This is a genomic window from Variovorax fucosicus (assembly GCF_030316825.1).
Classification (GTDB): domain Bacteria; phylum Pseudomonadota; class Gammaproteobacteria; order Burkholderiales; family Burkholderiaceae_C; genus Variovorax; species Variovorax fucosicus.
Genome location: NZ_JASZYU010000005.1, coordinates 55,994 through 70,240 on the forward strand (window position 1 = coordinate 55,994; position 14,247 = coordinate 70,240).

Sequence of the window (14,247 nt, forward strand, 5' to 3'; positions counted from 1 at the left end):
CTTGCATTTTGGCGCAAGCCTGTTACACTGCGTAAAACAGTAGAACCATCCGCATCGAATGAACCGCCCGCTCGGCGCCCTCGCCAAAGTCCACACCGCCGTCGTTTTTCGCGATCAGGCCCCCAAGGAGGGTCCTGACGGCAATGTGCGGGCATTGGCCATCCGAGACTTGGTGGCTGGCAAACCCCTGCGCTGGCACGAACTGCCCCGCCTGCATGTGCAGGAGCGGCACCTTTCGCACTGCCTTCAACCCGGCGACGTCGTGATCCCGTCAAGGGGTGACTATTACAAGGCCTGGCTCTTCGAAGGCGCCGAGGATCTTGTGTTCCCCATGGGCCAGCTCAGCGTGATCCGGCCGGACACCCAGCTGGACGCGCGCTACTTGGTCTGGGTGCTGAATAACCCGTCGACGCAGAAGCGCATTTCTCTGCTGTTGACAGGCACCACGATCAAGGCGCTGACCAAAGCTACGCTTCTTTCGCTGGAAATCGAAATTCCTCCCATGGCGAAGCAGCGCCAGATTGCCGAACTCGACCAGACGGCACAGGAGATCGTGGCCATTCGACATCGCCTGAATGAGATCGACCGGACCGAGACCGCCTATATGACGCGCCAAGCGCTGCAGGGTGGGGCCGAAGATGCTTGATCCCGCGCGACAAGAAGCCATTCGGTCTGCAGTTCTCCAGGCCTGCGACGCGTTCCGGGGGATGTGCGGGCCGATGGAGTACCGCGACCTTGTGCTGGCAATGCTGCTGGTGAGGTTTCTCTCTGACGTTGCGTCGCCGCACGGCGGCCAGGCCGCCGCAGTCCCTGGCGACGCCCCGTATTGCGCGCCCGACGAGTCCCGCTTCGGCCGCCTCGTCGCTGCGCGCGACAGCGCTGGCTTGGGCGAACGCATCGATGCGGCCCTTGCTGCAATCGAACGGGCCAACCCTGGCCTGCGCGGCGTTTTCCAGGGCATCAGCTTCAATTCGACCGTGCTCGGAAACGTAGAGCAGAAGGAGCGTGTGCTTGGCCGTCTGCTGGATGCGATCGACGCCAGCGCTTTGAACTTCGGCGAGGGCGACAGCTTGGCGAAGGAAGGTGCTGCCTTTGCATGTGACTCGCTGATCAGGCATACCGCAGAACTCGGGGGAAGGTGGGGCGGCGAGTTCTACACCCCGCCCGAGGTGTCCCAGTTGCTGGCGCGCTTGATGGAACCCACGAGCGGCGAGGCCATCGGCGACCCCTGTTGTGGAACAGGTTCGCTGCTGATCGCGTGCAGTCAGTTCGCCAGGGCGAGGTCGGGGGAGGATGGGTGTGCCCTCTTTGGCCAGGAGAAAAACGGCTCGACCTGGGCGCTGGCCAAGATGAACATGGTTCTCCATGGTGAGACCCATCATCAGCTTGAATGGGGAGACACCCTGCGCGACCCCAAGTTGCTCGATACCGCTGGCGGGCTGAGGCGCTTCGATGTCGTCGTCTCCAGTCCCCCGTTCTCGCTGCGCGACTGGGGGCACGAGTTGGCGGAGAGAGACGTCTATCAGCGCTACCGGCGCGGCGTCCCCCCGCGGATGGCCGGCGACTATGCGTTCCTCAGCCACATGGTCGAGACGCTCGCGCCTGGGACGGGCCGCATGGCGGCGGTCGTGACCTTGGGTGTGCTCTTTCGTACTGGGGCGGAACGGGAGATCCGAGAGCACCTCGTCCGCGAAAACCTGATCGATGCGGTGATCGCCTTGCCAACCAAGATGTTCGCTCATACGGCCATCCCGGTGGCGATTCTTGTGCTGCGCAAGCGGAAGGCCGATGACGGCGTGATGTTCATCGACGCCAGCCACACGTACCAGCATGGGAAGACGCAGAACGTGCTGCGCGAGTCCGACCTGAGCACGATCGAGGACATCTACCGCCGGCGGCAAGACGTTGCACCGTACGCACGCCTCGTCGCCCCAGCCGAGATCGCGGCGAACGACTTCAATCTTAGCGTGGCTCGGTATGTGGCGGCCGTGGCAGACGAGGAACCGGTTGACCTGGACGCCCTGCGAGCCGAGCGGATTCAGCTCAAGTCTGAGCTGGCGCGGCTGGAAGCCAAGCTGTCAGGGTTGCTGGAGGAGGCCGGTCATGCGTAGCACAAAGGAAAACGGCCGCTTACGCGGCCGCATCCTCTTTTGCGTCTTGGAGCCCAGCGTCCGTCCGAAGAGGGAGCTACTGAACCATGTTGCCCAAGCGCTTACAGGGAAAGTATAACACGCATGCTGAAATTGATCAAAGGCAACCCGGCGGGGAATCTGGCGCACATCCAGGCGCTTTCGCACGCCCGACTGAGCAACTACCGGAGCTTCTTCGGCGCCACCGATGACGGTGAGGCACTGGGACTCTACCAGTGGAACGACGACCTGAGCGCCGTACTTTTTCGCACAATCTCGCTGGTGGAGGTGGTGCTTCGGAACCAATTTCACCATGCCATGAGCCAGCGCTATGGCGCCGTAGGTGGCCAGGGTTCCAAGGACTGGTACGCGCACGTTGCCCTGAGCAGCCTGTCGAAGTCCAAGATCATGGACGTCACGCACTACAAGCAGGGTCAGCAGTTGCTGCCGCGCGTGCCTACTCCCTCACCCGATGACGTGGTGTCCGGCCTGACATTCGGGTTCTGGCCGCGCCTTCTCGATCTCACGGTCGATATTCACCAACAACCCGTGGCGTGGGGACCCATCCTCCTGGACGTTCTTCCCGGCCATCGGCAGCGACAGGCAAGCTACTGGGCCAAGCTGAAACACCGAGACGCCCTCTTTGCCAGGCTCGACCTGTGCAACGAGCTGCGAAATCGCATCGCTCACCACGAGCCCATCTGGAAGCTTGGACCACTGATGGTTGAGAGTCGTTCCCGCCATGGCTCGCCGGTGGCGATCCAGGCGCCTGCGCCCACGACGCCTGCCGATGCGCTGAACCGACTGCGTATGCTGTACGACCGTGTCACTGAACTGCTGGGCTGGTTGTCCCCGGCCGTGGCGGCCAAGCACAAGGTCAGCGACATGCATCTGCGCTGCCTGAACCTGCTGCAGATCGACACGCTGAGCGACTTCCGGCGCGCACTGCCGCCGGCCGAAATCGACCTCGCGACAGTACCTAACCTGAGATCCTTGCGAAAGGCGCTCAGGTACGCGGCGCGCCGCAAGCAGCCGGTGCTCATTAAGGATGGGCACCGTCTGATCGGGCACCTGACCTGCACCACGCCATGAGCTTGGTTGACCTGCCCGCGGCCAGGGTCCATGTGCTTTGGATCGTTGGGTTATGCTGACGTAAGATGGGCTACGAAGAGGCTGTATACTGCAGTTATCCGTGCAGTTCGTGGTACCCAAGGTGTACCCGCGAATGCAGGATTCGGTGAGAAGTTAGATTTGACGCGGCCTAGCGGGGTTTTTTGGAACCCGCCCCAGGCCACCAGTCTTCCAAGCCCCTGATTCTTGACGGAATCAGGGGCTTTTTAACGTCTGCTGGCGCCCGCCTCAACCCTGTGCAGAACGCAGCACCGGCGGCAATGACGCCTGCGCGTTCAACTTCTCCAGCACCATCCCGATGAAGGCCGATACCGCCAGTGGCAGGTGCCGCCGGCTCGGGTACAGCACACTCAGCCCGCGACCCGTGCGCTGATATTGCGGCAGGAGCCGCACGAGCAGGCCGGCTTTTATATCAAGGGTTGCCATCGCGGGCGGCAACAGCGCAATGCCGAGTCCGGCCAATGCGGCTTTGCGCAACGCCTGCGCGGTGTTGCCGCTGAAGCGGCCGGCAACCTGCACTTCCTCTTCCGTGCCATCGGGGCCGGCAAGGCGCCAGGTGGCGCGGCCTGCAGGGTGGGCGGAGGTTACGCAGTCGTGGTTCACCAAGTCTTGCAGCGTGGCAGGCGCGCCGCGCGCGGCGACGTAGGCGGGGCTTGCCACCATGCCGTCGCTTCTGGCGCCGAGGAGTTGGCGACCCACATAGCCCGAGTCGCGCAACGTGCCGCCGCGAAACGCGACATCGATCTGGTCGGCAATCAGATCGGCCTTGGCATCACTGAGCACGAAGTCGAGGCGCACCAGCGGATGGGCGGCAAGAAAGTCGGCCACCCACTCCATTGGGAAGAAGTCGAAGAAGTCGGCCGGTGCGGCTACACGAACCATGCCACTGGGTTGGTGGCTGCCGGTCATCAACTCCCGCCCGGCCTCGACCAGTCCGTCGACCGCGACCGCGCAACGCTCGTGAAAGGCGTGGCCGGCGCTGGTGAGCGTGAGCTTGCGGGTGGAGCGCTGCATCAGCCGCGTGCCGAGTCGTGCTTCGAGTTGCTGAATGCGCCGGCTTACCGTGTTGGGCGGCAGGCCCAGCCGCCGCGCTGCCTCGGCAAAGCTGCCGTGGCGCACCACCTGCACAAATACTGCGATGTCGTTCAGGTCCAACATGGTGCGATTCCTCTTATTGATGGACGAGTGCAATCCGATTATGCGGTCTAGTCGATTAATGGATGCAGCCCTAATCTTCTGTGCATCGGCCGCCTCTAGCCTCCACGCACACGCAGGAACATCCCTTCAATGGCTTCTTCTCCTATTTCCCCCACGCAGCGTCGCATCGTCTGGGGCGTTCGCATTCTTCTGGCGCTGGCCTTCGGTGCTGCGGGTGTCTCCAAGCTCGCCGGCGTGCCGCAGATGGTTCAGGTGTTCGATGCCATCGGTTTCGGCCAGTGGTTCCGTTATGTGACAGGTGCGGTCGAAATCGCGGGCGCGGTGCTGATGCTCTTGCCTGCTGCCGGCTTCTTCGGCGGGCTGCTGCTCGGCGCGATCATGGTTTGCGCGGTGGCGACGCATCTGCTCCTGATCGGTGGCAATCCCGCGCCGGCCGTGGTGCTCGGTGCGCTCGCAGCCTTCGTGGCTTGGCGGCTACGGCCTGTGTCGCTCCGTGCGGCCGGTTGACTGCGAGGGAAGCCGCATGACAACCGACCTTGCCGCAGAGGCCCGCGCCATCGTCTACCGCACGGGCGGCAGCACGCACGGCCCGATCACGCGCCTCGTGAGCCCGGGCGACCTGGGCGAATTCCTGAAGCCGTTCGTGTTTCTCGATCTCTTCGACCTCAGGCCCCCGACCGAGCACAGGGGCTTCGGCATGCACCCGCACTCCGGCATCGCGACGCTGACGTTCATGATCGAAGGCGACGTGGGCTATGAAGACACGACCGGCCAGAAGGGCGTGCTGCCCGTCGGCGGCGTGGAGTGGATGCGTGCCGGCAGCGGCGTGTGGCACACCGGTGCGCCGGTCAGCGATGCGCGGGTGCTGGGTTTCCAGCTCTGGGTGGCGTTGCCCGCTTCGGAAGAGAACGCACCTGCGCAAAGCCTCTACCTTGCGCCTTCGCAAGTGCCGCGGGAAGGCCCGGCGCGCGTGCTGCTCGGGCGCTATGGCGCGGCGCAAAGCGCCATTCCGGCGCCCGCGTCGATGAACTACCTCGCGGTGGTTCTGAAGGATGGCGAGCGCTGGCGCTACACGCCGCCCGCCGGCCACACCGTGGCCTGGGTTGCGGTCAATGCGGGCCGACTCGATGCGGGTGAACCGGTCGGTGCTGGCGAGCTTGCGATGTTCGAGGAGTCCGGCGAGGCCATCGACTTCGTGGCCCACGGCGAAACCAGTTTCGTGCTCGGCTCGGCGGTGAAGCATCCGCACGAATTGGTAATGGGCTACTACTCGGTGCACACGAGCAAGGCGGCGCTCGCGCAGGGCGAGGCCGAGATCCAGCGCATCGGCACGCGCCTGCGGCAAGAGGGGCGGCTGACCTAGAGGTACAGCGCCAGCACCTCGACCACTTCGCCCTCCCACACCACGGGTATCGCCAACAGCGCCGAGGAGCCGATCGCCGCCGCGGCTGCGGCGGGAGCGCCGGGTTCGGAGGCCGGCCAGTCATTGATCACCGGCGCCCCGCCAAGCCAGGCCTTGGCGATCGATCCCGTCGGTGCTGACAAGGGCAGGGTGGCTTCGATGAGCGATGCGCCGCCGTGCAGTTCACTGAAGGCGTAGACGCGCCGCAGCACCTCGCCCTGCGCCGCGGGCACCCAGCGCTCGATGCGCCGCGCCAACGGCAACGTCGCACCCGCAAGGAAGGTGACGGCATGGCTGTCCTCGAGCCGCGAACCGGCCGGGATTGCCAGGCCCCGCAGAAGGCCGGCGTCGGCCGCTTCCTGCGCACGCAGGAAGCGTGCGGGGGTGGCCGGCAGATCTTCCAGGAACACGGCTTCGCCGCGCTGCCAGGCCAGCCCGGGCAGGCCCACGCCGCGCGGCAGGTAGGTCTCGTGCGAGGCCGATTCGAAGGCCTCGGCGTTCGGGCCGAAGGCACCGTCGACGAGCCTCATGTCGCTGGTGATGCGCGCGTCGCGATGCCAGAGCTCGAGACAGCTGGCGGCGCTGGCCTCGTGGCCGCAGAAGATCACGAGCACCGAAGTGAGGCTGTCGTGCACGAAAAGCGGCAGCGCGACGGCGCAGGTCAGGCCGGCGTCGCGCGCGGCAGAGATGCGACGGAAGTTCGAGCCCTCGAACTCGCGCAGCAGGATGGGCCGGCCTTCATGCCAGGCGCGGCCGGGCAGGCCTTCGCCGCGGCCGAAGCACATCTCCCGGCTGATGGCCGCGAATCGCCTGGCGGAACCGAATGCGCCGCTTCCGAACTCGAGCAGGGAGCCGTCGTCGCTCGGCAACCAGACTTCCGCGGCCTTGATGAATGTTGAAGTCATGAGGCCGCTTCCATAAACACAGTCCACAGCAAGTTGCACGCCATGGCCGGCCCCATGCCGGCGATGCGTTCGATCCGCGGCTAGACTGCCCCGATGGAACAGCGCTCCACCCGCCAGCGTGCCGCGATCCGCGGCGTGATCGACGCCGCCGCGCGCCCGTTGCTGCCGGCCGAAATTCTTGAAGTCGCGCAGCGCGAGGTCGCGGCGCTGGGCATGGCGACGATCTACCGCAACCTCAAGCTGCTGGCCGAGGCCGGCGAGATCGAGGCGGTGGCGCTGCCCGGCGAGGCGCCGCGCTACGAGTCGACCCGGCACGCGCACCACCACCACTTTCAGTGCCGGGCCTGCCAGCGCGTGTTCGACGTGCACCATTGCCCGGGCGATTTCAAGCAGCTTGCGCCGGCCGGCTTCACGGTCGAGCGGCATGAGCTCACGCTGTACGGCACCTGCGCCGATTGCGCGGCCCCCGACAACGGTTAGAAGTCGACCAGGCTCAGGCCGACGCTCAGCACCGTGCGCTTGCGGTTGTAGTCGGCCAGCGTGTCGCCGTAGCCATGGAACAGTTGCGTGTGGAAGCGCAGGTTGCTCTTGGCCGAGTCGCCGATCGCTTTCAGCCATTCGAGCCGGATCGAGCCGCGCCCGTCGCTGCGCAGGTTGTTGCGCAGCGTGGCGGAGAGCGTGTTGTCGCGGTTGATGTTCCAGCGGCCGGTCAGTTCGGCGCGGCCGATGAAGTTGGCGATGTCGGGGTTGTCGTCGCTGTCTGCGCTTTCCTTGATGCGTTTCCAGATCTTTGCGCTCACCTGGAAGCTGTCGTCCAGCTCCATGCCGGCCATCAGGTAGTAGCGGTTCCAGCTGCGCGAGTAGGGCAGGCTCTGGCCGTTCGACTGGTGCACCAGCCCGAGGCCGGCATAGCGCCAGCGCCAGCCGCCCGGCAGCGTGATGTTGGTCGGGTAGACATACATCAGCTCGGGCTCATGGTCGGTGGTGCGGAACGGCCGCGAGATCGCGCCGTTGAAGAGCTGCCAGGTCGATTGCTGCGAGTAGCCGAACCAGAGCGAGTCTTTCTTCGACGGGTCGTCCTGCGTCAGCAGCCCCTGCGCGATCTTGGTTCGCACCGACAGGCCGATGCGCATCTCGTTGGCCTGGTACGCCGTCGCGGTGCCGGTGTGGCCGGCTGCCGGCGAGGTCGGCACCTGCGGCTTGTCGGTGGCTGTCGAGAACGCCACGTTGAGCGGCCGGTAGCCGCGGAAGGTGAAAGTGCCGCAGTCGCTGCCGTTCTCCAGTTCCCAGAAGCGCGAGAGCGTCGAGTACTGGAGGTCGCGGCAGCCTTCGTCGGTGCCGACCGATACCACTCGCGTGGCCGGCACGCTCGCGTCGACCGGTGGTGCCGGCTGCGTGGCCGCCAGAACCGGCGGCGCTGCCGGCACCGAAGCCGAGGGCAGCGTCTGTTGCTGGGCCCAGCGGTCGAAGCAGGCAAGGCGGGCGTCCTTGTTGTTGCCCAGGCGCTGGCATTGCTGCCAGGTGAGTTGCGAGTCGGCCAGCGGACTCGGCGGACGTTCGGTCGCCTGGGCGTGAGCCGCGCCGGCGCCAAGGGTCGCCAGCAAGGCAAAAAGGGGCTTGTTCATGGTTTGACCTTGGATCCGTTGGTGTTGTCGTCGCTGCTGCCGTTGCCTGATGCCATCTTGCGCAGCACGAAGTGCGCCGTGCGCTCGTCGGCGGCCTGGCGCCAGGTGCCTTCGAACACCCTTCCGCAGGAGCCGGGCTGCATTGCGCCCGACCAGGTTGCGCTGATGGCCCGCCCGTCTTGCGACTCGTCGATGGTCAGCAGTCCCTCGTCGTCGATATCGCCGGCCAGTTCGGCCGTCGCGCCGCCGCGCGTGATGCGACCGCGCACGCCCTCATAGTCAGGGTGCCGCGCCAGCTGGACCATGGCCACACCGGGGATGCCGTCGAAACGCGCTTCCCAGCTGCCGAACAATGCCACGAGCGGGAGTGCCTGCGCGTCGGACGGGCACTCGACCTGCGCCGCTGCGCCCGTCCATTGAATGCACGCCGCCAGCACGACGGCCGCGATGCGCCACGGCCTCATGGGGCGCCAGCCGCCGCTGCAGCAGCAGCGGTCGCAGTGTCGGCCGCGCGCTTGGCGAACTCGGCGCGAAGGGCCTTGAGTTTTTCACGCGGGTCTTCTTTCGCGGTGGTCTTGTCGAGCGCCATCTCGGCGATGAAGCGGCTCGGTATGCCGGCGATCATGTCGCGGCCCTTCTTGCGCTTTTTGGTCCAGCTCACGGCCAGGCTGCGTTGCGCGCGCGTGATGCCCACGTACATGAGGCGGCGCTCCTCCTGCAGCCGCGCCAGCGTGTCGTCGCTGATCTTTTCCTGCCGGCCGTTGTCGTCGTCGAGCTTGAACGGCAGCAGCCCCTCGGTCACGCCGACCAGCATCACGTGCGGCCACTCGAGGCCCTTGGCCGCGTGCAGCGTGGAGAGCGTGACCACGTTCTGATCCTGCTCGCGCTCGCTGATGGTCGACAGCAGCGAGATGGTCTGCGCCACTTCGAGCAGGCTCTTGCGCTCGCTCACCACCGTCGCGCCCGAGGTGTCGTCGATGGTGCCGCCGGCGCGTTGCGACATCCAGTCGCAGAACTCCATCACGTTGGTCCAGCGTGCGGCCGCGACCTGCTCGCTGTCCTCGCCGTCGTAGAGGTGCTTCTCGTAGTCGATCTCTTTCAGCCACTCGGCCATGAACGCGCGCGAGTCCTCGGCGCCGAAGGTCTGGCGCGCCTTGTATTCGAGCTCGTTGATGTAGCGGCCGAATTCGTGCAGACCTTCGAGCGAGCGCTTGGCCATCACGCTCGGCAGCGACGGACTGAACAGCGCCTCGAACAGGCTCAGCTTGTATTGCGTGGCGAACACGCCGAGGCTCTGCAGCGTCTGGTGGCCGATGCCGCGCTTGGGCGTGGTCACCGCGCGCAGGAAGGCCGGGTCGTCGTCGGTGTTGACCCACAGGCGAAACCAGCCGCACAGGTCCTTGATCTCGGCGCGGTCGAAGAAGCTCTGGCCGCCCGACACCTTGTACGGAATCTGCGCCTTGCGCAGCGCCTGCTCGAACACGCGCGCCTGGTGGTTGGCGCGGTAGAGCACGGCGAAGTTGCGCCACTCCTGGCTCTGCGTGCCTTGCGAGCTTTGCGTGATCGTCTCGCCCGCGCGCAGGCTCTGGATGCGCGCCACGGTGCGTTCGGCCTCGTGCGCCTCGCTGTCGGCATCGACCACGCGCACCGGTTCGCCTTCGCCCAGTTCGCTGAACAGCGTCTTCGGGAACAGCTTGGGGTTCGGGCCGATCACGTTGTTGGCCGCGCGCAGGATCGCACTGGTGCTGCGATAGTTCTGCTCCAGCTTGATGACCTTGAGCGTCGGGTAGTCGATCGGCAGCTTCTTGAGGTTGTCGAGCGTCGCGCCGCGCCAGCCGTAGATCGACTGGTCGTCGTCGCCCACCGCGGTGAAGTGGCCGCGCGTGCCGACCAGCGCCTTCAGCACCTCGTACTGCGTCGCGTTGGTGTCCTGGTATTCGTCGACCAGCACATGGCCGAGCGCGGCCTGCCACTTGGCGCGAACCTCGTCATGCTGCTGCAGCAGCTTGAGCGGCATGCCGATCAGGTCGTCGAAGTCCACGCTCTGGTAGGCGGCCAGGCGCTCCTCGTAGCGGCCCATGATCTTCGCGATCACGCGTTCGTTGTCGTCGGCAGCGAGCGCCTCGGCCTGCGCGGCGTTCAGGCCCATGTTCTTCCACTTGCTGATCGTCCACTGCCAGATGCGTGCGGTTGCCGCATCGGTGGTGCCACCGGCGTCCTTCAGGATCTTCGTCGCGTCGTCGCTGTCGAGGATGCTGAACTGCGGCTTGAGCCCCAGCACCGCACCGTCTTCGCGCATCATGCGCACGCCCAGGGCGTGGAAAGTGCAGACCACCACGTGCTTCGCCTCGCGCCCGATCAGTCCCTTGGCGCGCTCGCGCATCTCGGCGGCGGCCTTGTTGGTGAAGGTGATGGCGGCAATGCGTTTCGGCGCCATGCCGGACTCGATCAGGCGGCCGATCTTGTGCGTGATCACGCGCGTCTTGCCCGAGCCGGCACCCGCGAGCACGAGGCAGGGGCCATGCAGGTAGTTGACGGCTTCCTGCTGGGCGAGATTGAGACCGGAAGACATGCGGGCGGGGGAGACGTGACCAGACGGAAGGCGCGCAATGATACTGGCCTCACCTGCCGCAGCCCCGTTACATCCTGTGCCACGCAGTTGCGCGGCCTGCCCGGTTCACCCATCCTTGCCGGATCGCGGGGGAGTGGAATCGCCGTGGGTCGACAGCGCCCGGGCGATCGCGCGTTCGGTGCCGCACGCGGCGCAGCGCAGGGCCGGGCCACGCGTCATGGTTTGGCAGAAGTTGCAGACGTACAGCTCGGAGGCATTGCTTCGCCACAGCAGGTAGAGCAGGTCGCCCAACTGGCCGTAAGCCGGCATCGCACCCGAATGGATTCCAGAAGCGCGGATCATCGCGATCCTCCCGCGTCGGGGGCTCGACCCGCGCGCTCGACCAGCGCTGCGGCGGCCGCCATTGCGCATCGGAGGTACGCTTCCTTGGCCCTGGCTTCGGCGGCGCTCAGGAGTTCCAGCATTTCGAGGTCGGCGTCCGACGGCCCGGCTGGCCCGCCGCACATGTGGTCTCCGAGTGCCTCGATATACGCCTGCCGGACATGCACCAGCGCGCGGTTGCTGCGCATGTAGAGGTCGCACAGGCGACCAAGCTGACGGTCGGGTGAGGGATTCGGCTCAGGCACGGTCAGCTACCCGATACGATGAAATCGAGGAACTTGTAGCCGCTTCCCGGCAACGGCTGAAGCTCCTCGATGATGGTTTTGCTGCGTTGAACCGCATACAGGATTTCGGTTCCGGCAAGGCCGGGCTCGTGCTGGCGAGCCCACCACGCCGCCGGTGCAAGGCCGATCAGACGAGCCGCCGCCGCCAGCTTGGCTGACACGCACAGCAACGCTGCCACGGCCGCCCCTGGAACAAGCATTCGGGTCATGTTTTCTCCAAATGTGAAAGATTCCCATTGATGCTTAAGTTCTCGTATATTTCCGATGGCGTGCTTGTAAGACAGGTGCTTGACCTCTTGCCCTGCAGGCCGCTGTTGCTGGCTGCGGGCGGATGGCCCGGCGATACTTGCGACGCGGGGCCGGCCGCGAGCGCCGGCTTCAACACCGAACAAGGAGCCTTGCGCACACCCCATGGAAAACCGCCTCGGCTGGGCACTTGCCGCCTGCGCCCGCATCATGCGGCCGGTGGTGAGGCTCGCTCTGGCCATGGGCGTGCAACATTCGCACCTGGAGAGCGCGCTGCGCGACCTGCTGCTCGACGAAGCGCGGCGTTCGTGGCGCAACGCAGGCATCGAGCCCAACATCAGCCAGCTCTCTGTCACCACCGGGCTGAGCCGCAAGGCCGTGACGGCCCGGGTGCGCGAGTCGAGCGACACGCTGTCGCACACCGAAACATCCGCCGCAGCGAAAACGCTCACTTTGTGGCTGCAGATGCTCGCCGACAACCCGAAGCACCGGTTGCTGCCGGTCGCTGCTGAGGGCAGCACCCTGTCATTCGAGGCAGTGGCGCGGCAGGCCAGCCGCGGCAATGTGCATCACCGGGCCATCCTCGACGAACTGGTGCGGCTGCAGATGGCCACCGAGCAGGACGGCCGTGCCGAGTTGAAGGCAACGGGTTTCGTGCCCGTGGGCGATCTGCAGGCCATGCTGGCCTTCCTCGGTGACAACGCCCGGGACCATGTGCTCGCGGGCGTCGCGAACATCCTTGGCGATGAGCCGCGCATGCTGGAGCGCGCGGTGTTTGCCAAGGGGCTCAGTGCGCAGGCCTGCGAGCGGATTCAGCAATTGGTTCGCCAACGCTGGGACGCGCTGCACCATGAGCTGACGCACGAACTGGCTGCGGCAGTCGATGAAGCCGACGGCAACGGTTCGGCCCGCATGCGGGTGGGCGTCTACAGCTATTTCGAGGACAGCGCCCCGGCTTCGCGCGAGCCCTCTGCACCTACTACGCTGAAAGGCGGCATATGACGCTCAAGATTTTGCGCGGCAGCCTGGTCGCCCTCTCGGCCGCGCTGCTGTTGGCTTGTGGTGGCGGTGACGGTGGGGGTGGGGCCGGAGGCGGAGTCGGTGGCGCCGGTGGATCAGCGGCGTTCGGTACGGCCGGCGAGGCTTCGGGCTTCGGCGTGAACGGCGGCAGTGGCGGCGGTGGCGGTGGCGGCAATGCAGGCGACGGCTCAGCGTCCACGGGCGGCGCGGGTTCCACGACAACCGCCGCTACCGGCGGTGGCGACGACTCGGGCGTCGGCTCCGGTGGCACCGGCGTGAGCACGGCGGACGCGGTCGGAATCGGCGCTGTTGACGGGCTGGGCAGCATCATCGTCAACGGGTTGCGCTACAACACCGACAGCGCCAGCCTGAGCATCGAAGACGCGCCGGCCCTGCAGATCGGAATGACGGCCCGGGTGACTGGGCCGGTCGGCCTGGACTTCACCACCGGCGTCGCAACGCAGGTCGCCTCGGCGGCCGACCTGCGCGGCCCGATGCTTTCTGCCGACACTGCGGCGGGCCGTTTCGTGGTGTGGGGCACCACGGTGACCACCGACGCGGGCACGGTCTGGGCCGACGCGCCCGGTCTTGCGGCGATTCCACCGGGCGCCACGCTGCAGGTGTGGGGACTGCCGGCCGAGCCGGGCGTGCTGCGCGCGACACGCGTGGAGCAGCGCGCGTCGGCCGCACCCATCGTGACCGGCACCGTCCAGAACCTCGACACCACGCTTCGCACCTTCACGCTGGGTGGCCTGACCGTGAACTACGGGCTGGCCGTGCTGGGCAATGCCTTCGACGCGGCGCCACTGGCCAATGGCGCGATCGTCCGCGTGCGCGCCAGCGTTGCGGCCTTGCCGGGCCCGCTGGTGGCCAGCCTGGTGCAGCCGTGGTACCCCGTTCCCGCCACTACGGGCGTGGCGGTCCAACTGGGCGGCATAGTCAGTAGCTACGCTGGTTCGGGTTCCTTCCGCGTGTTCGGAACAACCGTCGATGCTTCTTCGGCGCAGATCACCGGCGGCCCCGCCGGCTCGCTCGGCAATGGCGTCAGAGTGGAAGTCGCGGGGACCATGGCCAACGGGGTGCTCAAGGCCTCGAAGCTCAAGCTGCGGCACGTTCCGGGCACCGGCGGCCCTGCTGCATTCACGCTCATCGGCACGGTGGGCAATTTCGTCTCGCCCGCGAGCTTCCGGGTGCGGGGACAACCGGTGGACGCGAGCGGCGCGAGCGGCGTGACCGTCGTGTTCAGCAACGGCACGGCTGCGAACCTGGGCAATGGTGTGGCCGTGACGGTGTCGGGCTCGCAGATCGCCGACGGGAGGCTGATCGCGGAGCAAGTCGTTTTTCGCTGATCGCGGCCGCGGGGTGACGCGCACCGCGCCGTGACAATGCACGGT

The 14,247-nt window shown here is 66.5% G+C and carries 16 protein-coding genes; 8 read left to right on the forward strand and 8 right to left on the reverse strand.

The features are described 5' to 3' along the window. Positions 1-58 precede the first annotated feature (58 nt). The 3 genes from QTI05_RS25305 (at position 59) to QTI05_RS25315 (ending at position 3,221) form a co-directional block, all read left to right on the forward strand. Positions 59-646 (forward strand): restriction endonuclease subunit S, encoded by a 588-nt coding sequence (locus tag QTI05_RS25305; protein WP_286621185.1) that lies wholly within the window; start codon positions 59-61, stop codon positions 644-646. Further along, positions 639-2,111, forward strand: a complete 1,473-nt coding sequence (locus QTI05_RS25310; RefSeq protein WP_286621187.1) for a type I restriction-modification system subunit M — start codon at positions 639-641, stop codon at positions 2,109-2,111. Before QTI05_RS25305 ends, QTI05_RS25310 begins: the two co-directional genes overlap by 8 nt. Before the next feature lie 123 nt (positions 2,112-2,234). Then, positions 2,235-3,221 carry an Abi family protein gene (locus QTI05_RS25315; RefSeq protein ID WP_286621188.1) on the forward strand — a complete coding sequence of 329 codons (987 nt, stop codon included), beginning with the start codon at positions 2,235-2,237 and terminating at the stop codon, positions 3,219-3,221. Between the two features lie 267 nt (positions 3,222-3,488). Here the strand turns inward: QTI05_RS25315 and QTI05_RS25320 are convergent, their stop codons facing one another. Further along, positions 3,489-4,418 carry a LysR family transcriptional regulator gene (locus QTI05_RS25320; protein ID WP_286621189.1) on the reverse strand — a complete coding sequence of 310 codons (930 nt, stop codon included), beginning with the start codon at positions 4,416-4,418 and terminating at the stop codon, positions 3,489-3,491. A 129-nt stretch (positions 4,419-4,547) separates the two neighbouring features. On the opposite strand from QTI05_RS25320, the gene QTI05_RS25325 reads away from it, so the two are divergent. Both QTI05_RS25325 and QTI05_RS25330 read left to right on the forward strand, forming a co-directional pair. Beyond that, positions 4,548-4,925 (forward strand): DoxX family protein, encoded by a 378-nt coding sequence (locus QTI05_RS25325; protein WP_286621191.1) that lies wholly within the window; start codon positions 4,548-4,550, stop codon positions 4,923-4,925. Between the two features lie 16 nt (positions 4,926-4,941). After that, a complete protein-coding gene (locus QTI05_RS25330; protein ID WP_286621193.1) occupies positions 4,942-5,781 on the forward strand; it encodes a pirin family protein in 840 nt (279 codons plus the stop codon). Here the strand turns inward: QTI05_RS25330 and QTI05_RS25335 are convergent. Continuing rightward, a complete protein-coding gene (locus tag QTI05_RS25335; RefSeq protein ID WP_286621196.1) occupies positions 5,778-6,725 on the reverse strand; it encodes a GAF domain-containing protein in 948 nt (315 codons plus the stop codon). The two genes, QTI05_RS25330 and QTI05_RS25335, sit on opposite strands and share 4 nt — an antisense overlap. A gap of 93 nt (positions 6,726-6,818) precedes the next feature. On the opposite strand from QTI05_RS25335, the gene QTI05_RS25340 reads away from it, so the two are divergent. Further along, positions 6,819-7,205 (forward strand): Fur family transcriptional regulator, encoded by a 387-nt coding sequence (locus QTI05_RS25340; RefSeq protein ID WP_286621198.1) that lies wholly within the window; start codon positions 6,819-6,821, stop codon positions 7,203-7,205. Here the strand turns inward: QTI05_RS25340 and QTI05_RS25345 are convergent. The 6 genes from QTI05_RS25345 to QTI05_RS25370 all read right to left on the reverse strand — a co-directional run bounded on the left by QTI05_RS25345 (position 7,202) and on the right by QTI05_RS25370 (position 11,796). Continuing rightward, positions 7,202-8,350: a phospholipase A gene (locus QTI05_RS25345; protein ID WP_286621200.1), complete on the reverse strand. Its 1,149-nt coding sequence runs from the start codon at positions 8,348-8,350 to the stop codon at positions 7,202-7,204. The genes QTI05_RS25340 and QTI05_RS25345 overlap by 4 nt on opposite strands. Further along, positions 8,347-8,814 carry a hypothetical protein gene (locus QTI05_RS25350; protein WP_286621202.1) on the reverse strand — a complete coding sequence of 156 codons (468 nt, stop codon included), beginning with the start codon at positions 8,812-8,814 and terminating at the stop codon, positions 8,347-8,349. The genes QTI05_RS25345 and QTI05_RS25350 overlap by 4 nt, the downstream gene beginning before the upstream one ends. Further along, positions 8,811-10,922, reverse strand: a complete 2,112-nt coding sequence (locus tag QTI05_RS25355; protein WP_286621204.1) for an ATP-dependent helicase — start codon at positions 10,920-10,922, stop codon at positions 8,811-8,813. The genes QTI05_RS25350 and QTI05_RS25355 overlap by 4 nt, the downstream gene beginning before the upstream one ends. A gap of 105 nt (positions 10,923-11,027) precedes the next feature. Beyond that, positions 11,028-11,264 carry a hypothetical protein gene (locus QTI05_RS25360; RefSeq protein WP_286621206.1) on the reverse strand — a complete coding sequence of 79 codons (237 nt, stop codon included), beginning with the start codon at positions 11,262-11,264 and terminating at the stop codon, positions 11,028-11,030. Next, entirely contained in the window at positions 11,261-11,548 is a 288-nt protein-coding gene (locus QTI05_RS25365) for a hypothetical protein (RefSeq protein WP_286621207.1), read from the reverse strand. Before QTI05_RS25365 ends, QTI05_RS25360 begins: the two co-directional genes overlap by 4 nt. A gap of 2 nt (positions 11,549-11,550) precedes the next feature. Next, positions 11,551-11,796, reverse strand: coding sequence for a hypothetical protein (locus tag QTI05_RS25370; protein ID WP_286621210.1), 246 nt, complete (start codon positions 11,794-11,796; stop codon positions 11,551-11,553). A 202-nt stretch (positions 11,797-11,998) separates the two neighbouring features. On the opposite strand from QTI05_RS25370, the gene QTI05_RS25375 reads away from it, so the two are divergent. Next, positions 11,999-12,835: a DUF6502 family protein gene (locus tag QTI05_RS25375; RefSeq protein ID WP_286539676.1), complete on the forward strand. Its 837-nt coding sequence runs from the start codon at positions 11,999-12,001 to the stop codon at positions 12,833-12,835. Beyond that, positions 12,832-14,202 (forward strand): DUF5666 domain-containing protein, encoded by a 1,371-nt coding sequence (locus tag QTI05_RS25380; protein WP_286621212.1) that lies wholly within the window; start codon positions 12,832-12,834, stop codon positions 14,200-14,202. The genes QTI05_RS25375 and QTI05_RS25380 overlap by 4 nt, the downstream gene beginning before the upstream one ends. Positions 14,203-14,247 lie beyond the last annotated feature (45 nt).